This is a genomic window from Pseudomonas pohangensis, assembly GCF_900105995.1.
GTDB classification, from domain to species: domain Bacteria; phylum Pseudomonadota; class Gammaproteobacteria; order Pseudomonadales; family Pseudomonadaceae; genus Aquipseudomonas; species Aquipseudomonas pohangensis.
In genome coordinates this window covers 3,475,755-3,499,899 of sequence record NZ_LT629785.1, presented here as the reverse complement: position 1 = coordinate 3,499,899, position 24,145 = coordinate 3,475,755, and the positions used below count along the sequence as shown (strand labels likewise).

Here is a 24,145-nt window from a genome sequence, read left to right as displayed (position 1 = left end):
TGGCATGCCGGTGTGGATTGGCCGCAGGGGATGCCAGTTGCCGGCAGCTCAGTGCAGCGCCTTGAGCACCGCGGCGAGCAGGCCCTGGGACTGGTAGAGCAGGCTTTGCGGGGTCAGCCCCAGACGGACCACCACCAGTTGCTGCGACGGCACTATGGCGACTGTCTGGCCGTCATGCCCGCGCATCCAGAAGGTATCGGCCGGAATGTCGAAGGCGGTGTCCGGATTTTCTCCCTCAGGGGTTGCCCCCTGCGGGCCCCAGCGCCAAAACTGGCCCCTGGCATATTCGCCGCGCGAAGCCACCGACGGGCTGCTGATGTTCTGCACGAAACCTTCGGGCAGCAGGCGCTGGCCGTTCCATACGCCATCCTGCAGCAGGAACTGGCCGTAGCGCGCCCAGTCCTGGGCGGTGGCGTACATGTAGCTGGAGCCGACCAGGGTGCCGCGGGCATCGGCTTCGATGATCGCGCTGCGCATGCCCAGCGGCACGAACAGACGGCTGTAGGGCAGCTCGAGGGACTGCTTGCCGGCGGCCTGCTGCCACAGATGGGAGAGCATCACCGTGGTACCGCTGGAGTAGTTCCAGAAAGTCCCGGGCTGGTGCGCCAGCGGCCGCGCCTGCATGTAGGCGGCCATGTCCGGCTCGAGATAGAGCATACGGGTGACATCGGAAACATCACCGTAGCCTTCGTTGAACTCCAGGCCATCGTCCATCGCCATCAGGTTGCCCAGCTTGATCGCCTCGCGGCCGCCGGAATCCTTTGGCCAGAAACCGGCTTGGCTCATGCGCAGTGTGCCATCGGCAATTTGCAGGCCGACCAGTGCGGCGGTTACCGATTTGGTCATCGACCAGCCGAGCAGTGGTGTGCTTTGGGAAAAGCCCGGGCCATAGCTTTGCGCCACCAGCTTGCCGTTGTGGATCACCGCAATCGCGCGCATGCCGGGGCCGGCCAGCTGCGCACTTTCGACCAGTGCCTGCAGCGCCGGCAGGGTTTGTGCCGCACTGCCGGCGGGCCATGGCTGATCGGCGGGCGGCTCGGCCGGCAGCGGGCGCTGGCTGACCACGCGGGCGGCGCGGGCCAGATCACCATCGGGCACCGTGGCGCAGCCGGTGCCGGGACGATGCAGCGCCAGACCATTGCCGATAAAGCCGAACAGCCCACCGCGTACGCTGTTCTGTTCGCGGTCCACCGTGACCCACATCAGCCGCATCAACGGATTGCCCGGCGCCTGCACATCATCACGCATGACCTGATCGGCATCGCGGCCGGCCAGAAACACGTTCGAGCAGACCATCTTTGCCGAGTAATTGGCGCCCACGCGCAGCAATTCCGGCGGCGCGACTTTCAGCCAGATCAGACCGCCGGCAACCAGCACCAGGCTGATGAGGGTGTTTTTTGCTACGGCCATGGCTGATTCCCTGCAGAAAGTGTTGCCGCAGATTAGCAGGCGGGCGGGACAACAGTCGCTGGCGTAACCGCCGGGTTCCCACGCAGAGCATGGGAACTATCCGGCTTGGCCTTGCGCTTCAGGCCGTCGCGCTGTTGCCCGCAGGGTTGCCGGCGCTTTGCGGGTTCCAGTTTTTCAGCAGCTTGCCAACCTTGTAACCCTGCCAGCCGAGCATGCAGGTGGCGGTCATCACGCCGCCCATCAGCGCGCCGCCGACACCGGCGGTGAGGGTGTCGGCGCCGGTCAGATACAGGCCCTTGATCGGCGTCTGGCTGTGAATCCAGTGCTGGTCGAAACGCTCGACCGTGTGGTCGATGCCATAGATCTCGCCCTGTTCGTTCCACTGGAACCATTCGGTCGACAGCGGTGTGCCCAGTTCACAGAAATCCAGCGCATCGCGCAGTTGCGGATGGAAGCGATAGAGGGTTTCCAGCAGTTCTGCGGTGAGCTTGGCCTTGAGTGCATCGTACTCGGCACCGCGCTTGCCCCAGGTGCTGCCTTTCCATTGGGCGAACAGGCTCGGCAGGGTCGGCGCGACGATTTCCACGGTGGCCTTGCCCGGGTAGCGGCTGTCCCAGGACGGGTCCTTGGCCGACGGGAAGGAGATGTAGATCATCGGCATCTGTTCGGTAGCGCCGGTCTGGAAGCGGATGTTGTTGCTGTCGTGGTCGGCGCCCGGATACACCCAGTAGTTGGTCTTGGGCAAACCCAGTTCGGCCGCCGTGCCCTTGAAGCCGGCATACAGGCACAGGCTGGCGGCCGACAGTTCGACCTTCTGCAGCGGTGCCAGCAGGCCCCTGGCCTCGGCAATCTGGCGTGGAATCAGACGGGTGTAGGTGGGGATCAGGCCGGCGCTGCTGACAATCTGCGGCGCGCGCAACTCGACATCATCCTTGTGCAGACGCACACCCACGGCGCGGCCGTTCTCGATGAGGATTTCGCGCACCCCGGCATAGGTGAACACGTTGCCACCGGCGGCCTCGATCACCGGAATGATGGTTGCGGCCATTTGCGCGGCGCCACCCACCGGGTAACTGCCGCCGGCCAGATAATGCTTGGCCACCATCGCATGCATGACAAACGCCGACTGGGCCGGCGGCAGACCGTAGTCGCCCCACTGGCCGGTGAGTACGCCGATCAGCTGCTGGTTGCCGGTCAGGCCTTCGAGTACTTCACGGGTGGTCTTGAAGAAGTAGTCCGGCAGCAGCCGGCGGCGCAGCTTGCTGTAGAGCATGCCGAGGCGGCGCGGCATGGCCTGGGCGGCGAAGAACTTCGGTACTTTGGCGCTGACATCGGCGAGCAGCTGGATATAGCTGTCGATGGCTGTGGCTTCGGCGGGGAACTGCTGCTTCAGCGCCGCCGCCAGCTGTTCGCGGCCGGCCACGTAATCGAAAGTCAGGTCGCCGAGAATGATGCGGTCGAAGTGATCGTCCATCGGCTCCCACTGCAGCTGGTTGTCGGATATCACGTCGAACACCCGGCGCAGCACGCTCCACGGCTTGTGCACCTCGCCGATGTAATGCACGCCGACATCCCACTCGTAGCCCTGATTCTCGTAGGCATGGGTGTAGCCGCCGGCGGTGTAGTGCTGCTCCAGCACGCAGACGCGCTTGCCCAGCCGGGCCAGCAGGGCGGCGGCGGTCAGGCCGCCGATGCCGGAGCCGATGATGATGGCGTCGTAGTTGGCCTGTGCCAGACGCGGACGAAAGCGGGTACCTGTGCGTTTCATGGATTTCTCCGAAGCTGGATATGCAATGTTTTGCATACTGCCTTGGCTGATCGACTAATGCAACTATTTGCATAATGGTTATACTGGCGCTGACTTTCGCCGCGGTGGTTTTCATGTCCCTCAAGCACGCCATTCTGATCCTGCTGGAAAGCCAGCCCGGCAGCGGCTATGACCTGGTCAAGCGCTTCAACAGTGGTCTGGGCTGGTTCTGGAATGCCAAGCACCAGCAGGTCTATCAGGAGCTGAAAAAGCTCAGCGAGGCCGGCTGGCTGAGCTTCGAGGAGCAGGCCCAGGACAGCCGGCCGGACAAGAAGAACTACCGTCTGACGCCTGCCGGGCATGCCGAACTGCAGCGCTGGCTGGCCGATCCGGTGCAGCCGGTGCGCACCAACGATGCACTGCTGGTCAAGCTCTACGGCGGCAACCACACCAGCCTCGACAACCTGCGTGAAGAGCTGCAGCGGCACCGCCAGCTGCATGCAAAGGCGCTGGACAGTCTGCTGGAGATCGAGCGCAGTTACCTGGCCCTGCCGGCAGAGCAGCGCGGTGCCTGGCGTCTGCCGTACCTGACCCTGCGCCGTGGCATTCTCGGCGAACAGGCCTGGCTGGCCTGGGCCGAAGAAGTGCAGCAGGCGCTGGCCGAATAGCCGGCGTAGGGTGGGCTTCAGCCCACCAGCTCGATAAGTGCCGGTCTGCGGTGGGCTGAAGCCCACCCTACAACGGGATGGCTAAGCAGAAGAACTCAAACGCGGCTGGCGATCAGCTGTTCGAGTTCACGCTCGATCTCTTGCAGGGTGTCATGGCTGCGGATCGCTGTGGCCAGTGCCCGCGCGCGGGTACGGTAGGCCGGCTCAGCCAGAACCTGCTCGACGGCGCGGGCAATCGCCGCGACGGTTGGCGTACCGCTCTTCAGGTTCAGTCCCACGCCGGACCAGGCCACCCGTGCGCAAACCTCGACTTTGTCTTCGCTGTCGCCGGCGGCGATGATCGGTACGCCGTGGCTCAGGGCAAACTGGACGCCACCGTAACCGGCGTTGGTGATGAACAGATCGGTCAGCGGCATCAGCCGGTCATAGGGCAGGAATTCGGCGGCACGCACGTTGGCCGGCAGCGGGCCGAGTTCGGCAAGCGGCCGGCCGCCGGTGGACACCACCAGCAGCAGCTTGTGCCCGGCCAGTGCGTCCAGCGCCGGGCGGATCAGCCGGCCCATGTCCTTGTTGTCGATGGTGCCCTGGGTGACATGCACCACCGGGCAATCGGCTGCCTCCAGCTCGCCCCACCAGGGCGGCACCTCGGCATGGGCGCTGGCCGCTGGCAAGACCGGGCCGACAAAGCGCAGGTTGGCCGAGAGGTCGGAGCGCGGGTATTCGAATTCGGCGGCGCACAGCTGCAGGAACAGATCGGGGCCGCGTGAAGCGTAATCGAACAGAAAGGCATCCAGTGCCGGCGCGCCCAGCTCACCGAGTAGTTGATTGGCCAGATCCTGGGTGCTGCGAAAGATGAGCTGCTGCACCAGGCTGTTCAACAGCCGGTTGCGCAAGCGCCCCAGCGGGTTGGCCAGCGGCGCCAGGCCGAGGCCAAAAGGTGCGGCGTCGCGACTCATCTGTGCTAGCGGCAGCACACCGACAGTGGCCACCGCTGGTCGCTGCAAAGGGCTGGTGCGCAGTAACGCCAGTAAGCCCATAAAGGCCGTTTCGCCGACCACGATATCCGGCTGGATGGTGTTAATTGCCCGCTGCAGCGCCCGGTACTGGTCGGGAAGTGGCAGGACAAAGACGGTTACCAAGTCATAGCGAATCTTGCCAATGCCTTTGTGTTGGTGTCGCTCGGGCAGTTCATCGATATAGGTGCGGTCATCGTAGTCGGCCCGGCCATCGAGGCTCAGGGGCGTGGCACCGGTTTGCGCGATGGTCGCGTGAAAGCGCGAGCCACTGAGCAGGCTGACCTGGTGTCCACAGCCGACCAGGTATCTGGCAATCGCCAGCATGGGCACGATATGGCCGTGAATCGGCGAGCTGCAGAGCAGATAGGAGGTCATGACTTGTTCACCAGGGCGACGGGCGGAGGAGGGTGGCTTGAGGGGTAGGAGTAAGGTAGCCACAAGTGCAGCCGTCAACTTAGCGCGCTCAGACACGGGGTTTTCCGCACAAAGCAGGCTCAGGTACACCAGCCCGGCTGCAGAATTTTCTGCCGGTTTGTCTGGCTGGCCATAAATGGCCGTTAATCCGCCAAATCACGCGCGTCACGTTGACGTCCGGGCGTTGACGGGTTCAATTACACGACACGCCGGCTATCTGGAGATACACCTTGGAAGTAGATCTGATCATTCGCAACGGACGGGTTTTCGATGGCTCCGGGGCGCCGTCGCGTAACGCCGATGTACTGATCGAACAGGGCAAGGTGCTGAAGATCGAAGCGCAATCCAGTGCCCGTGGCCGTCGCGAGATCGACGCCGCCGGCCAGTGGGTGATGCCCGGCGCCATCGACATCCACACCCATTACGATGCCGAGGTGGAAGTGGCCCCCGGTTTGCTGGAGTCGCTGCAGCACGGCGTGACCAGCCTGATCTTCGGCAACTGCTCGCTGTCGCTGGCCATCGGTGACGCCGAGGACATGATCGACCTGTTTGCGCGGGTGGAAAACCTGCCGCGCGAGACGCTGGCCAAGTGGCTCGGTGGGCGGGTCAACTGGCGCACGCCGGGACAATACTACGAGCACCTGGAAACGCTGCCGCTGGGGCCGAATATCGCCAGCCTGATGGGCCACTCCAACCTGCGCATGGCGGTGCTCGGCAAGGAGCGCAGCCTGAAGCCGACGGTGCTGAGCTGGGGCGAAAAGAATGCCCTGCGCAGCCTGACCCACGAGGCCATGGAGGCCGGCTTTCTCGGCGTGAGCATCGACATGCTGCAGTGGCACCGCTGGAAAGGCTTCAAGTACAACGGTGCCTCGGCGCCTTCGCACTACGCGCGGATGAGCGAGTTCCGCCTGATTGCCGATGTCCTGCGCCAGCATGACCGCGTGCTGCAGGCCACGCCGGATGCCGGCCGGCGTTACCTGGTGCCGCTGCTGGCGCTGCTCAGCCATGGCCTGGGGCGCAAGTCGTTGCGCATGAGCATGCTCACCAGTCTGGACTTCACCAACAACCGCCAGCTCGGGCCGATGACCCGCCGCCTGGCCAGCGTGATCAACGACGGCCTCAACGGCAACCTGCGCTTCCAGTCGCTGTCGGTGCCCTTCGAGCTGTGGAGTGACGGTTGCAATACGCCGGTGTTCGAGGAAATGCAGGCCAGCGCCTGCCTGATGAATGCCGACACGGCCGCCCAGCGCCAGCTGCTCTACCGCGACAGCGACTGGCGCAAGCAGCTGCGCGGGGAATGGCTGAGCCGCTTCGGCGCCAGTTTCCATAAAGATCTGGCGCAGATGCAGGTGGTCGGCTGTCCGGACACTACGCTGGTCGGTCGCAGCTTTGCCGAGATTGCCCGCAGCCGTGGTCAGGCCGCAGTGGATACCTTTATCGAGCTGATCAGCGAGTTCGACGAGAGCATCCGCTGGCATTCGGTGATCGCCAACGACCGCCCGGCCGAGATGCGCAGCTACCTGCAGCACCCGTATATCCAGCTCGGCTTCTCCGATGCCGGCGCGCACAACCGCAATCTGGCGTTCCAGAACTCGCACCTGCATTTCCTCCGCGACTGCCTGCTCAACAGCGACGCGCTGCCGATCGAGAAGGCCGTGTGGCGCATCACCGGCGAACTGGCCGACTGGTTCGGGCTGGATGCCGGCTACTTGCGCGAAGGCCGCGTGGCCGATGTACTGGTGCTTGATCCCGAGGCGCTGAAAACCGATCTGACGGGTCCGCAGGAAACCACCGACCCGCGCTTCGACAACGCCATGCGCATGGTCACCCGTTCCGGCAAGGCGGTGCAGCAGGTGATTGTCGGCGGCCAGATAGTGCTGGATCAGGGCCAGCCGCATGCCGAGTTCGAGGAACGGCGTTTCGGCCGTCTGCTGCGCAGTACGCACAAGCAACATCGTTGACCAGCCCGGTCGGGCGATAACAAGGCTGCCGCAGCCAACTTTTTTGCAGGAGCGGACCTTTGTAGGAGCGGGCTTGCCCGCGAAGGGGCTGCCGCCATTATTCGCGGGCAAGCCCGCTCCTACGGCAAGTACTGCGTAACCAGGGAGTATTGAATGATCGCCACACTGCAGCAATGGCAAGAGCGCGGGCGCTGGCTCGACTGGCAGGGCCGGCAGGTATTTGTCGTCGACAGCGCCGGGCAGGATCCGGCAGCCGGGGAAAAACCGCTGCTGTTGCTGGTGCACGGCTACCCGACCTCCAGCTGGGATTTCAGCCACCTGTGGCCGCAGCTGTCGGCCAGCTTCCGCGTAGTGGCCGCCGATCTGCTCGGCCTCGGCTTCAGCAGCAAGCCACGCCCGCACCGCTACTGCATGGCTGAACAGGCCGACCTGATCGAGTTCGTCATGCAGCAGGCCGGCATCGACCAGTGTCATGTGCTGGCCCATGACTACGGCGACACCGTGGTGCAGGAACTGCTGGCGCGTGATCTCGATCAGCCGCAGTCGCGCTATCAGTCAGTGATCCTGCTCAACGGCGGGCTGTTCCCGGAAACCCACCATGCGCGGCTGATGCAGAAACTCATGGCTGGTCCGCTCGGCCCGCTGCTGGCGCGGCTGACCAGTCGCAGCAAACTGCTCGCTACCTTCAGTTCGGTATTCGGCGCGCACAGCCAGCCGGATCAGCCGACGCTGGAAGCGGTCTGGCAGCTGGTCAATTACAACCAGGGTCTGCTGGTACTGCCGCCGCTGCTCGGTTACATCGCCGAACGCCGCCAGTACCGCGAACGCTGGGTCAACGCCCTGCGTCAGGCGCGCATGCCGCTGGCGCTGGTCAACGGCAGTGCCGACCCGGTGTCCGGTGCGCATATGGTCGCGCGCTTTCGCGAGGTGGTCGGCGATCAGCACTTCATCCGCGAACTGCCGGGCATCGGTCATTACCCGCAAATCGAAGCGCCCGAGGCAGTGCTGGAGGCGTGTCAGGCGTTCTGGAAAACAATGGGCGTGCGCTAGCGGTTGGCGCGTTGTCGCTGCGGATGATCCGGGTTAAAGGCATACTGCCCCGACCTTCAATTCAGGCGCTGTGCTATCTGGCCATGACCGAAAAATCAGCAAATCCGCACCGCCTTGAGCGCTTGCGCCGCTCGGCCCGGCGCCTTGAGTCAAGCGGCCCCGGCCGGTTCATTTCACGCCATGTGCTGCTGCGTGCGGGTGGCGGGCGGATCATTCTGCACTCGCGCGATCTGCGCAAAAACCTGTTTGCCAGGGCCGGTGCCGGCGGCTGGTGGCGTTGCCTGTGGCTGCCCGGACAGTTGAACTGGTGGATCGGTGGCGTGTTTGCGCTGGGCTCGGCGTTGTTCATGCTGGGCAGCCTGCTGGTGCTGGCGCCGGGCCTGGCGCGTGCCTGGTCACTCGACAACCAGAGCGTCAATCTGGTGTTTTTCGCCGGCTCGATCCCCTTCACCATCGCCGCCTATCTGCAGCTGTTTCAGGCGGCCAATGCGCAACACTTCGCGCAGTTGCAGCCGGTCAAAGCCGGGCGCCTGGTGCTGTTCGGCTGGCGCCCGCGCGAGATTGGCTGGCTGGCCTGCGCGCTGCAGTTTGCCGGCACCCTGTTGTTCAACCTCAATACCTTTGACGGGCTGTTGCCCGCGCAGGACTGGTTGCAACAGGATCTGGATATCTGGGTGCCTGATTTTGCCGGTTCCCTGCTGTTCCTCGCTTCGGGTTATCTGGCGCTGATTGAAACCTGCCATGCCTGGTGGGCCTGGAAGCCGGCCAGCCTGTCCTGGTGGCTGACCCTGATCAACTTCTGCGGCTGCATCGCCTTCATGATCTCGGCGGTATTCGCCGTGGTCCTGCCCGGCATCTCCGGCTCCGACATGCTTATGCTGGCAACGCTGTTCACCCTGATCGGCGGTGGCTGCTTTCTGCTGGGTTCGCTGCTGATGTGGCCGGAATGCATGCCCGGCGCCCGGCGCAAAGGCGCGTAACCGGGCAGCGCGCTCAGTCCGTACCACGATGGTTTCCACGCGCTGCGTGCCCACGCAGAGCGTGGGTACGATCAATGCGGCAGGGTTGCTCCATCAGTCTGTTCCCGCGCTCCCGCGGGCCCGCAGCCATTCGCGCAATTGCGGCCACAACAGGTTCAGCGCCAGACCGCTGATCACCAGTGTGGCGGCGCCGAGTTTCCAGGCGGGCATGTCTTCGTTGAGCCACAGGGCCGCACTGCCCATGCCGAACAGCGGCACCAGCAACGCCATGGGGGTGATGGTCGCAGCCGGGTGACGGGCCAGCAGCCAGCCCCAGGCGGCATAGCCGAACAGCGTGTTGCCCCAGGCCTGCCAGGCCACGGCCAGCCAGGTCTGCACGTCGGCCGCGCGCAAGCCGGCGCTGATCGCCGGCCAGCCCTCGGTTAGCAGTGACAGGGCGGCCAGTACCGGTATGGCGAACAGGCTGGACCACACCACATAAGCCAGCATGTTGATGCGCCCTGCCTGGCGCGCCACCATATTGCCGCCGGCCCAGCACAGCCCGGCCAGCAGGGTCAGGGCCAGCCCGAGCAGGGTGGTGCTGCCATCGGTATGCAGGATGATGATGCCGATGCCGCCGCCGGCCAGCAGCAGCGCAACGTATTGCGCCCGCCGCAGCCGCTCGCCGGCGAAATACATGGCCAGGCCGATGGTGAAGAACACCTGCAGCTGGATCACCAGCGAGGCCAGGCCTGGCGAGATATGGCCGTCCATGGCGAGGTACAACACGCCGAACTGACCGACGCCGATCAGCAGGCCATAGGCTGCCAGATTGCTCCAGGTCACTGCCGGGCGCGGCAACAGGAACACGGCGGGCAGGGCGGCAAGGGTGAAGCGCAGGGCCGCGAACAGTAGCGGCGGCAGATGGCCGAGGGCCAGTTTGATCACTACGAAGTTGCTGCCCCACACCGCCACCACGGCAATCGCCAGAAGCAGGTGTCGCACTGGCAGGCTGGCGTTCATCGGTTATTCCGCGGGTTGGCGTGGCTGCAGTTGCAGGGGACGGCCATGCTACGCGCGGGCGTATGACACCAGCAAGCTGCAGCGAGTCTGGCGCTGCGTTCCGACGCAGAGCGTGGGAGTGATCAAGAACTCCACGGCGGGTGTGGATTTCGTTGACAATGCGCTGCTTGTCCAGCTTCTGTGTGGCCTCAGCTCCCGATGGTTTCCATGCTCTGGGTGGGAACCCGCTTTCGCTAATTCTCGAAACCAACCACAAGGTGCCCCCATGCAACCATCCGCCAGTCGCCGGCTGCTCAAGCCAGTAATCATTCTCGTCGCTTTACTGGCGCTGGCCTGGCTGGCGCATCAGGCGTATCGCGTCTGGCAATTTGAAACGCTGTTTGCGCCGCAGCGGATCGTGGAAAACTTCCGCAGCATGCCCGAGCTGTTCGACAGCAACCTGATCCCCGACAGCGGTCCAGTGTTCGAGCTGGAAGTAGCACCGCAGCAACTGCCGCAGGACTTCAGCTTTCAGGGCAGGACGATCGCCATCAGCGACTGGATCAAAACCTCCGGTACCACCGGGCTGGTGGTGCTGGCCAACGGCAAGCTGGTTTTCGAGGACTACTACCAGGGTAACGATGCACAGAGTCAGGCGATCTCCTGGTCAGTGGGCAAGTCGTTTGTCTCGGCGCTGATCGGTTTCGCCCTGGCCGACGGTTCGATCAGCAGCCTGCAGGATCCGGTCGGCGACTATGTGCCGCTGCTGCGCCAGAGCGGTTATGCCGACGTGTCGATCCAGGATGTGCTGGAGATGTCTTCGGGTATCGACTTCAACGAGGATTACGCCGATCCGCAGTCGGGCATCAACCAGCTGGGTGAGGAAATCTTCCTTGGCCGCTCGACCAACGAGTGGATCGCCAGACTGCAGATGGCCGGCCCGGCCGGCCGCGAGCACCACTACATCAGCGTCAACACCCAGGTGCTGGGCATGGTGCTGGAAGCGGCGACCGGCGAGAAACTGGCCAGCTATATGGAGAAGAAACTGTGGTCACGCCTCGGCCCTGAAGGCGATGCGCGCTGGCTGACCGATGCCCATGGCACCGAGCTGGCCTTCGCCGGGCTCAACGTACGCACCCGCGACTATGCACGCTTCGGCCAGCTGTATCTGGATCAGGGGCGCAACCTCAAGGGCGAGCAACTGTTGCCGGCGCAGTGGGTACAGGATTCGGTGACGCCGCGCACCGCCTACCTGCAGCCGGGGCGCAGCCGGTTTGAAGGCATCCCGGCGCTGGGCTATGCCTACCAGTTCTGGATTCCCCAGGGTAACGAGGGCGAGTTCATGGCCATCGGCGTCTACGGCCAGTTCATCTACGTCAACCCGACGCGGCAGGTGGTGATCGCCAAGAATTCGGCCTATGCCGACTACAACGTCGATGGCGACCGCATGGAGTACGAGGCGCTGGAAGCCTTCCGCGCGATCGCACGCAAGCTGGGTTCAGGCGCAAACTGAGCGGTTCTGGTTCAGGCCAGCAAGACCAGCAGCAGGCCGATGGCAGCAGGAATGGCCTGGATAAACAGGATCTTGCGGTTGGCGGTAGCCGCGCCGTAAAGCCCGGCCACCAGCACGCAAGTGAGGAAGAACAGCTTGACCCCGGTGCCTTCAGCGCCGAGCAGCAAGCCCCAGAATAGCCCCGCAGCGAGAAAGCCGTTGTACAGCCCCTGATTGGCTGCCAGCACCTTGCTCGCGGTGGCCGCCTCCAGCGTCTGGCCAAAGGCGCGCAGCCCGGCCGGCTTGTCCCAGAGGAACATTTCCAGCACCAGAATGTAGACGTGCAGCAGCGCGATCAGCGCGACAAACAGATTGGCCAGCAGGGTCATGGAGTTTTCCTTGAATGGACGAGGCTTGGGCTAGTTCCCGCGGCGGGCGCAGAGCGCCGGCAACTGTGTTCCCACGCAGAGCGTGGGAACGCTCAGCTCACTGCAGAACGGTCAGGTGTTGTCCTTGATGGTGGTGCTTGCGCCATTGCTTTTCACGCTGGCGATGCCGCCGTCACGTGCGGCCTCGGCGGAGTACATCTGGCTGGAGCCGATGATCTGGTGGTTGGCCGCCTTGAGGTTGAAGAAGGGCTTGCCGTTGCTGGCCGTCTTGCGCTCGTAGCGCTCGTCCAGTACCGCGTTGGCCTGTACCGAGGCGATGCCGTTCTCGGCCGCCGCGCGGCTCTTGTACAGCTCGCTGGTGAGAATTGTTTCGGCGTTACCGGCCTTGAGCACGAAACGGAACTGGCCATCGCTGCTTTTGCTTAATTCATACCATCCAGCCATCTGAAGTTACCTCTTTTTGGGGAGAGTGCGCGACATGCGCTGCGGGCGGACGTGCATCCAGCAGTGAAATACTGCAGCCCGGTCCCTGGCAGGTCGGCCACCCATGGCAAAGACCTTAGTCAGCCATGCTCGGGCTGTCCATTGTTGCGGGGTTCAGTCCAGCCACTCGCGCCCGTGCAACTCGAGCAGGCTGTGCGCCTGTTCCGGGCCGTCGCTGCCGGCGGGGTAGGGCCGCGGACTCTGGTAGGCCTCCTGCCAGCCGTGGATGATCGGATCGATCCAGCTCCACGCGGCCTCCACTTCGTCACGGCGCATGAACAGTGTCGAGTCGCCTTCGATGACGTCGAGCAACAGGCGTTCATAGGCATCCCAGCGGCGGCTCTGCGGTTCGATCTGCGCCATGTTCAGATCCAGCTCGAGCGGTCGCAGGCGCATGCCCTTGCCCGGACTCTTGCCCATCAGTTGCAGGCTGATGCGCTCTTCGGGTTGCAGACGGATGATCAGCCGGTTGGCCTCACCCGCTTCGAACAGACGGTGCGGCACCGGCTTGAACTGGATGACGATTTCCGAACTTTTGCGCGCCATGCGCTTGCCGGTGCGCAGGTAGAAGGGCACCCCGGCCCAGCGCCAGTTGTCGATTTCGGCCTGCACGGCGACAAAGGTTTCGGTGTCGCTGTCGTTGTCGACATTCTTCTCGAAGTAATAGGCCGACACCGCTTCACCACCAACCTGCCCGGCGCCGTACTGGCCGCGCACGGTCTTGTCCTGCACATCGAGGCCGCTGATCGGTTTCAGCGCCTGGAGGATTTTCACTTTCTCGTTGCGCACCGCTTCGGCATCGAAGCGCACCGGCGCTTCCATTGCCACCAGGCAGAGCAGTTGCAGCAGGTGGTTCTGCAGCATGTCGCGCATGGCGCCGGACTGTTCGTAGTAGGCACCGCGATTTTCCACGCCGAGGGTTTCGTTCACGCTGATCTGCACATGGTCGATATGCCCGGCGCGCCACACCGGCTCGAACAGTGCGTTGGCAAAGCGCAGCGCCATCAGGTTCTGTACGGTTTCCTTGCCCAGATAATGGTCGATGCGGAATACCTGGTTTTCGCTGAACACCTGGCCGAGGGCGTCATTGACCGCGCGCGCCGATTCCAGGGAATGACCGATGGGCTTTTCCACGACAATCCGCGTATGGCTGCCGGTCAGCCCGGCAATGGCCAGATTGGCACTGATATCGGCTACCAGATCGGGGGCCGTGGCCAGATAGTAGATGCGACCGCGCTGGCAACTGCTGCCGAGCTTGCGACCCAGGCGGCCGAAATCGGCACTCTGCGCGGCATCCATGGCGAAATAGTCCAGCCGCGCGGCGAAGGTTTTCCACACGCTTGTATCGAAGTCGCCGGCGGCCAGCTGCACGCGGCAGTGACGCTCGGCCAGACTGCAGAACTGCTCGCGGCCGAGTGGCTTGCGCGCCACGCCGAGGATGCGCATGTCGGCGTCCAGACGGCCATCACGGTGCAGGTGGTAGAGCGCCGGCAGCAGCTTGTGCAGCGCCAGATCGCCGCTGGCGCCAAAGACCAGCATGTCGCAGGGAGTAGGCAAAACGGGGTGCTCCGGGTGTTTTTCAGTGCGGTGGCGGCGGGCATGTAGTATAACTACACGCCCACTACATCTGCCCGATCATAACCGAGTTAGTGCCTGTGAACCTCTTGCAACATATCGCCCAGTCCCGTCATCTGCTGCGCAAATCCGAAATCAAGGTGGCCGAGCACGTGCTGCTCGACCCTGCCGCGGTAATGCACAGTTCGATGGCCGATCTGGCCCACGAGGTGGGCATCAGCGAGCCGACCATCGTGCGTTTCTGCCGCGCCATCGGTTGCACCGGGTTTCAGGATCTCAAGCTCAAGCTGGCGCAGAGTCTGGCCGCCGGTGCCAGCTTCGGCCAGTTCGCCATCCATGAAGACGACTCGGTGGCCGACTACAGCCTGAAGATTTTCGACACCACCCTGCATACCCTGATGGAGGTGCGCGAACGCCTCGACACCCAGGCGCTGCAGCGCGCCATCAATGCCATTGCCGCCGCCCAGCGGATCGAGTTCTACGGTTTCGGCGCGTCCGGTGCGGTGGCCGCCGATGCCCAGCACAAGTTCTTCCGCCTGCTGCTCACCGCGGCGGCCTATTCCGACCCGCACATGCAGGCGATGTCGGCGGTGACGCTCAAGCCCAGCGACGTGGCTATCTGCATCTCCCAGTCGGGGCGTTCCAAGGACCTGCTGATCACCGCCAACCTGGTGCGCGAAACCGGCGCCACGCTGATCACCCTGTGCCCGAGCCAGACGCCGCTGGCCGATCTGGCCACGGTCAACCTGGCCATCGACGTGCAGGAAGACACCGAGATCTACACCCCGCTGACCTCGCGCATCGCCCATCTGGTGGTGATCGACGTACTGGCCATGGGCGTGGCCATGTCGCGTGGCCCGGATCTGGTCAACCACCTGAAAAGCGTCAAGCGCAGCCTGCGCAACCTGCGCCTGTCGCCGAAGACGGTGAAGAGCAGCGACGACTGAGCGGCGACGGGCGCGAATTTCCGCGATCTGCGGGGTTGGCGCTGGGCTACTCGTTGGATTGCTGTAACGCAAGGATCATGGCGCTGCCGCGAAACTGTCATCTGCGCCCGCTAGCTTGGGGTTCCTGAATAATGCAAGAGGGAACCCCGTCATGACCCAGGCCTTTAGTCCTTCCGTAGCGCGCAAGCAGAGAGAACAGCAGGACAGCACGCGCATGGCTTATCGCCGTGCCATCGAGGAGCGCAGTGAGCTGCGCCGGCTGTGTCAGGAGCTCGGTGATGATCCGGAGCGGTTGACCGGCTTCTACCTCAACCCGCAACTGGGGGCCCAGCGCTGAAGCGCTGGGCCAGCTGTTCGATCAGCCCGCGCTGATTGCGGATAAAGGCGATGAACGCCTGCGCTACCGGCGACAGGCGTTTGCCGCGCAGATGTACCGCGCACCAGCTGCGATAGAGCGGCAACTCCTGTACCGGCAGCTCGCACAGTCTGCCGCTGCTCAGTTCGTGACTTACCGCATGGCGTGGCAGCAAGGCCAGGCCGAGCCCGGCGAGCACCGCTTCGCGCTGCGACTCCAGTGAACCGAGCTCCATGCGCTGGGCAAAGTGCGCACGCTTTTCGTGGCAGTATTCCTCGCAGGCCTTGCGCGTCCCCGAGCCCGGTTCGCGGACAATCAGCGGGAAACCGGTCAGGTCCTGCAGGCTCAGGCTGGCCAACGCGGCCAGGGGATGATCCGGCCGCGCTATGGCAACGATCGGGTTGTTCAGGAACGGCAAAAATTCCAGCGCCATGTCCTGTGGCACCTGCGACATGATCAGCAGGTCGTCGCGGTTGACGCTCAGGCGCTTGATCGCCTGGGCATGGTTGACCACGGTCAGTTGCAGGCTGACTTCCGGGTGTTGCTGGCGGAAGGCGGCAAACAGGTGCGGGGTGAAGTATTTGGCGCTGGATTCGATCGCCAGGCTGAGCTGGCCCTGCAGGCTGCCCTGCAGGTCGGCCAGTTGCATGTCGAGGCTGTCGAGCCGGGCAAAGATATCTTCACTGGCTTTGAGCAGCTCCTCGGCGGTCGCGGTCAGGTAGAGCTTCTTGCCGACATAATCGAACAGTGGCTGGCCAATCAGTTCATCCAGCTGGCGAATCTGCAGGCTCACGGCCGGCTGGGTCAGCGCCATTTCCTCTGCCGCGCGGCTGTAGGACAGGTGGGTACAGACTGCGCGGAATACCTGCAGCTGACGAAAAGTGATACGCAGCAATGACTTACGCATGGTTACTGGTGGCCGTTAATGATTCTGCGATTGAATATAAGCTATTGCTAATGCCTAACCCAATAATTATTGATTTTCGTTAATCAACCACAGCGACTAGGATTAAATGCCTGGCCGGGTTTTGTCCGGCAAGCCATTTGCCGACCGGCGTGCCCGGTTGTCTGTCCACTGATCGAGGAGGTCATCCGTGATCAAGAAAATCCTGATTGCCAACCGCGGCGAAATTGCTGTCCGTATCGTGCGTGCCTGCGCCGAAATGGGCGTGCGCTCGGTGGCGGTCTATGCCGAAGCGGATCGCCATGCGCTGCATGTGAAGCGCGCCGATGAAGCCCACTGCGTCAGTGCCGAGCCGCTGGAGGGGTATCTCAACCCGCGCAAGCTGGTAAATCTGGCAGTGGAAACCGGTTGTGATGCCTTGCACCCCGGTTACGGCTTTCTTTCCGAGAACCCCGAGCTGGCGGAGATCTGTGCCGAGCGCGGGATCAAGTTCATCGGCCCGAGCGCCGAGGTGATCCGCCGCATGGGCGACAAGACCGAAGCGCGGCGCAGCATGATCGCCGCCGGTGTGCCGGTCACGCCAGGTACCGAGGGCAACGTGGCGGATATGGCCGAAGCACTGCGCGAAGGCGACCGCATCGGTTATCCGGTGATGCTCAAGGCCACCAACGGTGGTGGCGGTCGCGGTATCCGGCGCTGCAACTCGCGCGAGGAGCTGGAGCAGGCATTCCCGCGGGTGATTTCCGAGGCGACCAAGGCCTTTGGCCGCGCCGAAGTGTTTCTGGAAAAGTGCATCGTCAATCCCAAGCACATCGAGGTGCAGATTCTCGCGGACAGCCAGGGCAACGTGGTGCACCTGTTCGAGCGTGACTGCTCGATCCAGCGGCGCAACCAGAAGCTCATCGAGATTGCTCCCAGCCCGCAACTGACCCCCGAGCAGCGCGCCTATATCTGCGACCAGGCAGTGCGTGCGGCGCAGGCGGTGGGTTACGAAAATGCCGGCACCGTGGAGTTTCTGCTCGCCGAGGGCGAGGTGTACTTCATGGAGATGAACACCCGCCTGCAGGTCGAGCACACCATCAGCGAGCAGATCACCGGGCTCGATGTGGTGCGCGAGCAGATCCGCATCGCTTCCGGATTGCCGCTGTCGGTGCAGCAGAGCGACATCATTCACCGCGGCTATGCCCTGCAGTTCCGTATCAATGCCGAAGACCCGAAGAACAACTTCCTGCCCTCGTTCGGCAAGATCACCCGCTACTACGCGCCCGGCGGCCCCGGTGTGCGTACCGACACGGCGATCTATACCGGCTACACCATTCCGCCGTATTACGACTCGATGTGCCTGAAGCTGGTGGTCTGGGCCCTGACCTGGGAAGAGGCGATGGACCGCGGGCTGCGCGCGCTGGATGACATGCGCGTGCAGGGGGTGAAAACCACCACTGCCTATTACGAGGAAATCCTGCGTAACCCGGACTTCCGCAGCGGCCAGTTCAACACCAGCTTCGTCGACGAACATCCGCAGCTGCTCGAGTATTCGATCAAGAAATACCCATCGCACCTGGCGATCGCCATCGCCACTGCCATTGCCGCCCACGCAGGCCTGTGAGGAATCCATCATGAAGAAGATTACTGTTACCGATACCATCCTGCGCGATGCCCACCAGTCGCTGCTGGCTACCCGCATGCGCACCGAAGACATGCTGCCGATCTGCGACAAGCTCGACAAGGTCGGCTACTGGTCGCTGGAAGTCTGGGGCGGCGCGACTTTCGACGCCTGCGTGCGCTTCCTCAAGGAAGACCCGTGGGAGCGCCTGCGCCAGCTCAAGGCGGCGCTGCCCAATACCCGTCTGCAGATGCTGTTGCGCGGGCAGAACCTGCTCGGTTACCGCCATTACAGCGATGACGTGGTCCGCGCTTTCGTCGCCAAGGCGGCGGTCAACGGTATCGATGTGTTCCGCATCTTCGATGCCATGAATGACGTGCGCAATCTGCGCGTGGCCATCGAGGCGGTCAAGGCTGCCGGCAAGCACGCCCAGGGCACCATCGCCTACACCACCAGTCCGGTGCACACCACCGAAGCCTTCGTGGAGCAGGCCAAGCAGATGGCCGCCATGGGTGTTGACTCGGTGGTGATCAAGGACATGGCCGGCCTGCTCACGCCCTATGCCACCGGCGCGCTGGTGCGGGCACTGAAAGAAGCCATCGACCTGCCAGTGGTGATCCACTCCCATGACACCGCCGGCCTGGCCTCGATGTGCCAGCTCAAGGCCATCGAGAACGGCGCCGACCGCATCGACACCGCCATCTCCAGCATGGCCTGGGGTACCAGCCATCCGGGTACCGAGTCGATGGTCGCGGCGCTCAAGGGCAGCGACTACGACACCGGTCTGGATCTGGCGCTGATCCAGGAAATCGGTCTGTACTTCTATGCCGTGCGCAAGAAGTACCACCAGTACGAGAGCGAATTCACCGCAGTGGATACCCGCGTGCAGGTCAACCAGGTGCCGGGCGGCATGATGTCGAACCTGGCCAACCAGCTCAAGGAGCAGGGCGCGCTGGACCGTATCAACGAGGTGTTCGAGGAAATCCCGCGGGTGCGCGAGGATCTCGGCTTCCCGCCGCTGGTTACCCCGACCTCGCAGATTGTCGGCAGTCAGGCAGTGTTCAATGTGCTCTCCGGCGGACGCTACAAGACCATCACCAATGAGGTGAAGCTGTATCTGCAGGGCGGCTACGGCAAGGCGCCGGGGCAGATCAACGAGGCCCTGCGCAAGCAGGCGATCGGCAATGAAGAAGTGATCGAGGTGCGTCCGGCGGATCTGCTCAAGCCGGAGATGGACAAGCTGCGTGCGGAAGTCGGTGCTCTGGCGAAAAGCGAAGAAGACGTGCTGACCTACGCCATGTTCCCGGATATCGGGCGCAAGTTCCTCGAAGAGCGTGCCGCCGGCACACTCAAGCCCGAAGCGCTGTTGCCGGAGCCGGTAGCCGGTGCCGTGGCCGGCAAGGAAGGTGTGCCGACCGAATTTGTGGTCGATGTGCACGGTGAAAGCTACCGCGTCGACATTACCGGGGTCGGCGTCAAGACCGATGGCAAGCGGCACTTCTACCTGTCCATCGACGGCATGCCGGAAGAGGTGGTGTTCGAGCCGCTCAACGAGTTCGTCAGCGGTGGCAGCAGCAAGCGCAAGCAGGCCAGCGCGCCGGGCGATGTCAGCACCACCATGCCGGGCAATATCGTCGATGTGCTGGTCAAGGCCGGCGATACGGTCAAGGTCGGTCAGGCGGTATTGATCACCGAGGCGATGAAGATGGAAACCGAGGTGCAGGCGCCGATCAGCGGAACGGTCAAGGCCGTGCATGTGGCCAAGGGCGACCGCGTCAATCCGGGCGATGTGCTGGTCGAAATCGAGGCCTGAGCAGGGTGTGAGTAGGGTGGGCTTCAGCCCACCAATAACTCGCCAATCTGTGGTAGCGGTGGGCTGAAGCCCACCCTACGGGTGCGTGTGTGCGTGTGTGCGTGTTTGTGCAGCGTTTCTTTGGTTGCTGGGGGTGAAACGTGGCACTCGATCCGGTTGTACTGTTCTTTGTCTTCGGCCTGCTGGCCGGGCTGCTGAAAAGCGAACTGAAGCTGCCGCCGGCACTCTATGAAACCCTGTCGATCCTGCTGCTGCTGGCCATCGGCCTGCACGGTGGTGTCGAGCTGGCCGAGCAGGCCAGTGCGCGGCTGCTCGGCCAGGCCGGGCTGGTGCTGGGCCTGGGTGTGCTGTTGCCGGTGGTGGCCTTCGTGCTGTTGCGCGGTTTGCGTTTCGACCGCATCAACGCGGCGGCAGTGGCAGCGCACTACGGTTCGGTGAGTGCCGGGACCTTCGCCGTGGTGGTGGCCTTCATGGTCTCGCGCGGCATCGACTTCGAAAGCTACATGCCACTGTTCGTGGCGATCCTGGAGATTCCGGCGATTCTGGTCGGTATCGTGCTGGCCAAGGGCATCAGCCGGGAGACTGACTGGAAGGAACTGGGCCGCGAAATCTTCCTCGGCAAGAGCATCATGCTGCTGCTCGGCGGGCTGGTGATTGGCGCGATTGCCGGCAAGGAAGGCATCAAGCCGCTGGAGCCGCTGTACACCAGCATGTTCAAACCGGTGCTGGCGTTCTTCCTGCTGGAAATGGGCCTGATTGCCTCCGGCCAGCTCGGCGCGCTGAAACAGTTCGGCCTGCGCCTGCTCGGCTTCGCCCTGCTGATGCCGTTGCTCGGTGCGCTGATTGGCGCCCTGCTGGCGCGCAGCATGGGCCTGTCGCTGGGCGGCACGGCGGTGCTGGCAACCCTGGCGGCCAGTGCCTCCTACATTGCGGTGCCGGCAGCCTTGCGCCTGGCTTTGCCCGAGGCCAATCCGTCGCTGTCGCTGACCGCCTCGCTGGGCATCACTTTTCCGTTCAATATCCTGGTCGGCATCCCGCTGTATCTGGCGCTGGCCGAACAACTGATCGCCTGGGGACTCTGACATGCCGGCATCTACCCGTACCCTGCTGACCGTGATCTGCGAGGCAGCGCTGGAGAAAAAACTGGTCGTCGATCTGGAGCAGCTCGGCGCACCCGGCTGGACCATCTCCGATGCCCGTGGCCGTGGCCATCAGGGCCTGCGCAGCGCCGACTGGGATACCGAGGGCAATATCCGCGTGGAAGTCATCTGCGCCGCCGAACTGGCCGAACGTATCGCCAGCCATTTGCAACAGCGTTATTACGACAACTATGCGATGGTCTGCTACCTGTCGCAGGTTCAGGTACTGCGACCGGAGAAATTCTGAGGCGGGTGTTGCGTCTTTGTGCAGAGATTACCGGCCCGCGAACCAGCGGGCCGGCACTGCCTGACTGCCTGACTGCTGGCGGTGCAGGCAGTCATTTAAGGCTGGCGGTTACTTGCCCTGCTTTTCCCAGATGGTTCTGAGCTTGTTCATGAACGAGGCCTTGGGCTCGACCTTGCACTCGTCGGCAGTCAGCTGGCTCACCTTGGTAGCGGTGACGACATCAAACATGCCTTCTTCCGGTTGCCCTTTGCTGTTGAGCGCCTGCACGTAACCAACCACGGCCGGTTGCGAGACGGTATCAACCGAAAGGAATTCCTCACAGGTCCAGTCGGTGACCGGCTTTTTCGCGGTATCGGCCTGAGCCAGAACAGCAGTACCGGCAAGGACCATGGCGGCGGAAACAACAACGATCTTTTTCATCTGATTTACTCCAGTGGTTTTCGGAAAAACAGGTTTTGCGCCTGATGGGACCAGCCTGCAGCCTGAAAGTTTCCAGCTGGCACGGTGGTGGCCATTTCATCAGGCAGGGTCAGCTGTGTGCAGCGTTACAGATACAAGTGTGCCAGTCCGGCGAAGCCCCGTGCGTCCGCGCTGCACTTCAGCAACAGCTGGTTGCCAGGCTAGCTCAAGCCGCCGGTAAAGGCGAAATCATCAGCCAGCCAATGTTGCGGCTACCAATAGAACTCTAGCACCCGCCGATATGAAAAAATCTTGCATTTTCGGCCATCGCTGATTGTCCGCGACTTGCCCGAATCCACACTTATCAAGCGTCGGATCAGCGTGCAGGCGTGCCGATTGAGCACCCGGCGAGCACGCAAGCAAGGCGTCAGGCCCTACTTGGGGAACATGAACTGCACCTGCACGCGGTACTGCCAATCGGCACCGTACTCCGGCGTTTCCACGTTGTGGTAAGCGCTCACCTGGGTGTTCACCGGTATCCGCCCCAGGTGAAATATCTTGCCTATGCCACCGCCCACCGGCACCGTCCACACATCGTCGCTGTCCTCGGCATGCCAGTTGGCAGTGATGATCGGTGCAGATACCAGGTAGAAACCAGCCTCGAAGTTGTAATTCACGAACGGCTGTATCAGCCCGTTGTTGTACGAGCCGCCACGCTGGTCAGCGGACACCGACCAGACATTGTTGACCAGCGCACCGTAGACCCAGGGGCTGCCCTTTTCCAGATGCAGAAGTACGGCTGTCGGCCCGACACCCCAGTTGTCATTGCCCAGTTCATGGGTGTTGGTTGGCGCCTGAACAATCGAGCCTACCCCCCAGATCCAGGCGCCGGGTTGTGCTGGCGAAAGAAACGCGCTGAACTGCACGTCGCCAACGCCGTTGGTACGGTTGTCATACGGCGACAGCGGCGGCTCGGAAATGATCGGTAAAATGGTGCGGGTGATGATGTTCCAGTTCTCGTCGATCGAAACCGGAATCACCGGCTGGATATTCAGGATGTTCTGGTTTTTCTCTTCCGGCCCGACATTGGTGTTGGTGTTGTTCTGGAACGGCACGCTGATCAGGTTGCCAATCGGGTTTTGTGCCAGCTTGGCCAGCTCTTCCGAGCTGAGCGCGGCGAAGGCCGTCCCGGAGGCAAAGCAGCTGGAAACAGCCAGAATTGCTGCTGTGTTGGCCAATACTGTTCTCATGGCAATCTCCCTTTGGAAAGTAGTAATCATTCTGTGTAGCACCTTGAAACAGAATAACAAGGCTGGGAGTGTACTGCGTTTTCCTCAGCTTATTAAACCCGCCGTCTTGATGCTGATCGCGGTTACGCGTTGCGCCCAGCAATAACAATCCAGCACTCGCGGCTCTGGATGAATCTTGCTGTTCTGGCCATTATGGCGGCTCCGGGCAGGCCGTGATGCAGACCTGACCGGCACTCGATCAGCCCGATAGTGAGCCGTTGTGATGCTTGCACCTTCACCGATTCCCAGCCTGCCCGGACATTTACGGATTGCCCCGCTGCTGGACATTCCGGAGCTGCTGCTGAGCTTTGGTGTTTCGCCGGATCCGCTATTCAAAGAGGTCGGCCTGGCCCTGCGGGTGTTCGGCAACCCCGACAACCGCATTGACTACGCGGCATTGGCGCGCCTGCTGGATGCTTGTGTGCGCCACACCGGCTGCGCACATTTCGGCCTGCTGGTCGGGGAGTGTTTTGCTCTCTCCCGGCTGGGCATCGTTGGCGAGCTGCTGCGCAACGCGCCGAATGTTGGCGCGGCCCTCGGCGGCTTGGCCAGGCACCTGCAAGTACATGACCGTGGCGCCGCTCCGGTGCTGATCGATGTATCGCCAAGCCAATGCCTGCTGGGTTACAGCGTCTACCATCATGACCTGTTCGACACGGCGCAAATCCAGGATACAGCCCTGGCGATGGCTTGCCGAATGCTGCGCGAGCTTTGCGGGCCGGCATGGCAAGCGCGGCGGGTAAATTTCAGCAGGGCACGGCCTGTGGCTATCCAGGCCTATCGCGGCCTGTTCGGCTGCAAGCTGCAGTTCGATGCGCAGATGCCGGGCGTGATCTTTGACCGGCGCTGGCTGGACCAGCCGATTGCCGCAGCAGATCCGGCGGTGTTTGCACGAATCAGCGCAACGCTGGAGGCGGCACGGATTAATATGGGGCTGGGCGAGCAGGTTGAACGCATCCTGCTGCACTTGTTGCCAGCCGGTCAGGCATCTGCTGCCAGCATCAGCCGCGAACTGGGTATCAGTGAGCGAACGCTCAGACGGCGACTGGAAGCCGAAGGTAGCAAGCTGCAACAGCTGATCAGCCAGACCCGTTTTGAAATGGCAAGGCAGCTGCTGCTGTGCACCCACCTGCCGGTTGCCGGGATTGCCGCATCCTTGCAATACGATGACGCCAATGCCTTTTCCCGCGCCTTCAAGCGCTGGGCCGGCATCAGCCCGTTGCGCTGGCGCCAGGCCCTGGACCGGGCCTGACGCGCGCTACCAACAAACAGCAGCCCCGCTC

Annotated in this window: 22 protein-coding genes; 12 read left to right on the top strand and 10 right to left on the bottom strand. The window is 63.1% G+C overall.

Features of this window, described 5'->3' with window-relative positions; translation table 11 throughout:
- Nucleotides 1-48: 48 nt before the first annotated feature.
- Both BLT89_RS16205 and BLT89_RS16200 read right to left on the bottom strand, forming a co-directional pair.
- Nucleotides 49-1,410 (bottom strand): serine hydrolase domain-containing protein, encoded by a 1,362-nt coding sequence (locus BLT89_RS16205; protein ID WP_090197823.1) that lies wholly within the window; start codon nucleotides 1,408-1,410, stop codon nucleotides 49-51.
- Nucleotides 1,411-1,528: 118 nt separating this feature from the next.
- Nucleotides 1,529-3,178 (bottom strand): phytoene desaturase family protein, encoded by a 1,650-nt coding sequence (locus tag BLT89_RS16200; RefSeq protein ID WP_090197821.1) that lies wholly within the window; start codon nucleotides 3,176-3,178, stop codon nucleotides 1,529-1,531.
- 113 nt (nucleotides 3,179-3,291) lie between these two features.
- Here BLT89_RS16200 and BLT89_RS16195 point away from each other — a divergent pair, with 113 nt between their 5' ends.
- The gene (locus BLT89_RS16195) at nucleotides 3,292-3,825 is read left to right on the top strand and encodes a PadR family transcriptional regulator (protein WP_090199144.1); all 534 of its coding nucleotides are present in this window, start codon (nucleotides 3,292-3,294) and stop codon (nucleotides 3,823-3,825) included.
- A 95-nt stretch (nucleotides 3,826-3,920) separates the two neighbouring features.
- On the opposite strand, the gene BLT89_RS16190 is transcribed toward BLT89_RS16195, so the two are convergent.
- A complete protein-coding gene (locus BLT89_RS16190) occupies nucleotides 3,921-5,216 on the bottom strand; it encodes a glycosyltransferase (protein ID WP_090197818.1) in 1,296 nt (431 codons plus the stop codon).
- Nucleotides 5,217-5,485: 269 nt separating this feature from the next.
- On the opposite strand from BLT89_RS16190, the gene BLT89_RS16185 reads away from it, so the two are divergent.
- From BLT89_RS16185 to BLT89_RS16175, 3 genes are all read left to right on the top strand, one after another.
- The gene (locus tag BLT89_RS16185) at nucleotides 5,486-7,216 is read left to right on the top strand and encodes an N-acyl-D-amino-acid deacylase family protein (RefSeq protein ID WP_090197815.1); all 1,731 of its coding nucleotides are present in this window, start codon (nucleotides 5,486-5,488) and stop codon (nucleotides 7,214-7,216) included.
- Nucleotides 7,217-7,369: 153 nt separating this feature from the next.
- Entirely contained in the window at nucleotides 7,370-8,266 is an 897-nt protein-coding gene (locus BLT89_RS16180) for an alpha/beta fold hydrolase (protein WP_090197813.1), read from the top strand.
- Nucleotides 8,267-8,349: 83 nt separating this feature from the next.
- Nucleotides 8,350-9,246, top strand: a complete 897-nt coding sequence (locus BLT89_RS16175; protein ID WP_090199141.1) for a hypothetical protein — start codon at nucleotides 8,350-8,352, stop codon at nucleotides 9,244-9,246.
- Between the two features lie 93 nt (nucleotides 9,247-9,339).
- Here the strand turns inward: BLT89_RS16175 and BLT89_RS16170 are convergent, their stop codons facing one another.
- Nucleotides 9,340-10,248, bottom strand: a complete 909-nt coding sequence (locus BLT89_RS16170; protein WP_090197810.1) for an EamA family transporter — start codon at nucleotides 10,246-10,248, stop codon at nucleotides 9,340-9,342.
- Between the two features lie 265 nt (nucleotides 10,249-10,513).
- Between BLT89_RS16170 and BLT89_RS16165 the strand changes: the two genes are divergently transcribed.
- Nucleotides 10,514-11,740, top strand: coding sequence for a serine hydrolase domain-containing protein (locus BLT89_RS16165; RefSeq protein WP_090197807.1), 1,227 nt, complete (start codon nucleotides 10,514-10,516; stop codon nucleotides 11,738-11,740).
- Nucleotides 11,741-11,751: 11 nt separating this feature from the next.
- Here the strand turns inward: BLT89_RS16165 and BLT89_RS16160 are convergent, their stop codons facing one another.
- From BLT89_RS16160 to zwf, 3 genes are all read right to left on the bottom strand, one after another.
- On the bottom strand, nucleotides 11,752-12,108 hold the full coding sequence (locus tag BLT89_RS16160; protein ID WP_090197804.1) for a DUF1304 domain-containing protein: 357 nt from the start codon (nucleotides 12,106-12,108) through the stop codon (nucleotides 11,752-11,754).
- Nucleotides 12,109-12,219: 111 nt separating this feature from the next.
- A complete protein-coding gene (locus BLT89_RS16155; RefSeq protein WP_090197802.1) occupies nucleotides 12,220-12,552 on the bottom strand; it encodes a YegP family protein in 333 nt (110 codons plus the stop codon).
- A gap of 153 nt (nucleotides 12,553-12,705) precedes the next feature.
- Nucleotides 12,706-14,130, bottom strand: a complete 1,425-nt coding sequence (gene zwf / locus BLT89_RS16150) for a glucose-6-phosphate dehydrogenase (RefSeq protein ID WP_231975124.1) — start codon at nucleotides 14,128-14,130, stop codon at nucleotides 12,706-12,708.
- Between the two features lie 116 nt (nucleotides 14,131-14,246).
- Between zwf and hexR the strand changes: the two genes are divergently transcribed.
- Complete coding sequence (gene hexR, locus BLT89_RS16145; RefSeq protein ID WP_090197797.1) at nucleotides 14,247-15,113, top strand: transcriptional regulator HexR; 867 nt, start codon at nucleotides 14,247-14,249, stop codon at nucleotides 15,111-15,113.
- Nucleotides 15,114-15,264: 151 nt separating this feature from the next.
- A complete protein-coding gene (locus BLT89_RS16140; protein WP_090197794.1) occupies nucleotides 15,265-15,450 on the top strand; it encodes a PA3496 family putative envelope integrity protein in 186 nt (61 codons plus the stop codon).
- Here BLT89_RS16140 and BLT89_RS16135 read toward each other — a convergent pair.
- On the bottom strand, nucleotides 15,422-16,360 hold the full coding sequence (locus BLT89_RS16135) for a LysR family transcriptional regulator (RefSeq protein WP_197673567.1): 939 nt from the start codon (nucleotides 16,358-16,360) through the stop codon (nucleotides 15,422-15,424). The genes BLT89_RS16140 and BLT89_RS16135 overlap by 29 nt on opposite strands.
- A 202-nt stretch (nucleotides 16,361-16,562) precedes the next feature.
- Here BLT89_RS16135 and BLT89_RS16130 point away from each other — a divergent pair, with 202 nt between their 5' ends.
- From BLT89_RS16130 to BLT89_RS16115, 4 genes are all read left to right on the top strand, one after another.
- On the top strand, nucleotides 16,563-17,978 hold the full coding sequence (locus BLT89_RS16130) for an acetyl-CoA carboxylase biotin carboxylase subunit (protein ID WP_090197788.1): 1,416 nt from the start codon (nucleotides 16,563-16,565) through the stop codon (nucleotides 17,976-17,978).
- A gap of 10 nt (nucleotides 17,979-17,988) precedes the next feature.
- Entirely contained in the window at nucleotides 17,989-19,788 is a 1,800-nt protein-coding gene (gene oadA / locus BLT89_RS16125; protein ID WP_172829143.1) for a sodium-extruding oxaloacetate decarboxylase subunit alpha, read from the top strand.
- 140 nt (nucleotides 19,789-19,928) lie between these two features.
- Nucleotides 19,929-20,870, top strand: coding sequence for a sodium-dependent bicarbonate transport family permease (locus BLT89_RS16120; RefSeq protein ID WP_090197785.1), 942 nt, complete (start codon nucleotides 19,929-19,931; stop codon nucleotides 20,868-20,870).
- Nucleotide 20,871: 1 nt separating this feature from the next.
- Nucleotides 20,872-21,174 carry a DUF3240 family protein gene (locus BLT89_RS16115; protein ID WP_090197782.1) on the top strand — a complete coding sequence of 101 codons (303 nt, stop codon included), beginning with the start codon at nucleotides 20,872-20,874 and terminating at the stop codon, nucleotides 21,172-21,174.
- 108 nt (nucleotides 21,175-21,282) lie between these two features.
- Here BLT89_RS16115 and hdeA read toward each other — a convergent pair whose 3' ends face one another.
- Entirely contained in the window at nucleotides 21,283-21,594 is a 312-nt protein-coding gene (gene hdeA / locus BLT89_RS16110) for an acid-activated periplasmic chaperone HdeA (RefSeq protein ID WP_090197779.1), read from the bottom strand.
- 413 nt (nucleotides 21,595-22,007) lie between these two features.
- A complete protein-coding gene (locus BLT89_RS16105) occupies nucleotides 22,008-22,823 on the bottom strand; it encodes a hypothetical protein (protein ID WP_197673520.1) in 816 nt (271 codons plus the stop codon).
- A 262-nt stretch (nucleotides 22,824-23,085) separates the two neighbouring features.
- Here BLT89_RS16105 and BLT89_RS16100 point away from each other — a divergent pair, with 262 nt between their 5' ends.
- Entirely contained in the window at nucleotides 23,086-24,114 is a 1,029-nt protein-coding gene (locus BLT89_RS16100; protein ID WP_090197776.1) for an AraC family transcriptional regulator, read from the top strand.
- Nucleotides 24,115-24,145: the final 31 nt, after the last annotated feature.

Bases quoted from the DNA above. Each gene is read 5' to 3' on its own strand.
- BLT89_RS16200 (WP_090197821.1), bottom strand. From the start codon at position 3,178: ATGAAACGCACAGGTACCCGCTTTCGTCCGCGTCTGGCACAGGCCAAC.
- BLT89_RS16195 (WP_090199144.1), top strand. From the start codon at position 3,292: ATGTCCCTCAAGCACGCCATTCTGATCCTGCTGGAAAGCCAGCCCGGC.
- BLT89_RS16115 (WP_090197782.1), top strand. From the start codon at position 20,872: ATGCCGGCATCTACCCGTACCCTGCTGACCGTGATCTGCGAGGCAGCG.
- zwf (WP_231975124.1), bottom strand. From the start codon at position 14,130: ATGCTGGTCTTTGGCGCCAGCGGCGATCTGGCGCTGCACAAGCTGCTG.
- BLT89_RS16160 (WP_090197804.1), bottom strand. From the start codon at position 12,108: ATGACCCTGCTGGCCAATCTGTTTGTCGCGCTGATCGCGCTGCTGCAC.
- BLT89_RS16100 (WP_090197776.1), top strand. From the start codon at position 23,086: ATGCTTGCACCTTCACCGATTCCCAGCCTGCCCGGACATTTACGGATT.
- BLT89_RS16175 (WP_090199141.1), top strand. From the start codon at position 8,350: ATGACCGAAAAATCAGCAAATCCGCACCGCCTTGAGCGCTTGCGCCGC.
- BLT89_RS16190 (WP_090197818.1), bottom strand. From the start codon at position 5,216: ATGACCTCCTATCTGCTCTGCAGCTCGCCGATTCACGGCCATATCGTG.
- BLT89_RS16165 (WP_090197807.1), top strand. From the start codon at position 10,514: ATGCAACCATCCGCCAGTCGCCGGCTGCTCAAGCCAGTAATCATTCTC.
- BLT89_RS16105 (WP_197673520.1), bottom strand. From the start codon at position 22,823: ATGAGAACAGTATTGGCCAACACAGCAGCAATTCTGGCTGTTTCCAGC.
- oadA (WP_172829143.1), top strand. From the start codon at position 17,989: ATGAAGAAGATTACTGTTACCGATACCATCCTGCGCGATGCCCACCAG.
- BLT89_RS16140 (WP_090197794.1), top strand. From the start codon at position 15,265: ATGACCCAGGCCTTTAGTCCTTCCGTAGCGCGCAAGCAGAGAGAACAG.
- BLT89_RS16155 (WP_090197802.1), bottom strand. From the start codon at position 12,552: ATGGCTGGATGGTATGAATTAAGCAAAAGCAGCGATGGCCAGTTCCGT.
- BLT89_RS16205 (WP_090197823.1), bottom strand. From the start codon at position 1,410: ATGGCCGTAGCAAAAAACACCCTCATCAGCCTGGTGCTGGTTGCCGGC.
- hdeA (WP_090197779.1), bottom strand. From the start codon at position 21,594: ATGAAAAAGATCGTTGTTGTTTCCGCCGCCATGGTCCTTGCCGGTACT.
- BLT89_RS16170 (WP_090197810.1), bottom strand. From the start codon at position 10,248: ATGAACGCCAGCCTGCCAGTGCGACACCTGCTTCTGGCGATTGCCGTG.
- BLT89_RS16180 (WP_090197813.1), top strand. From the start codon at position 7,370: ATGATCGCCACACTGCAGCAATGGCAAGAGCGCGGGCGCTGGCTCGAC.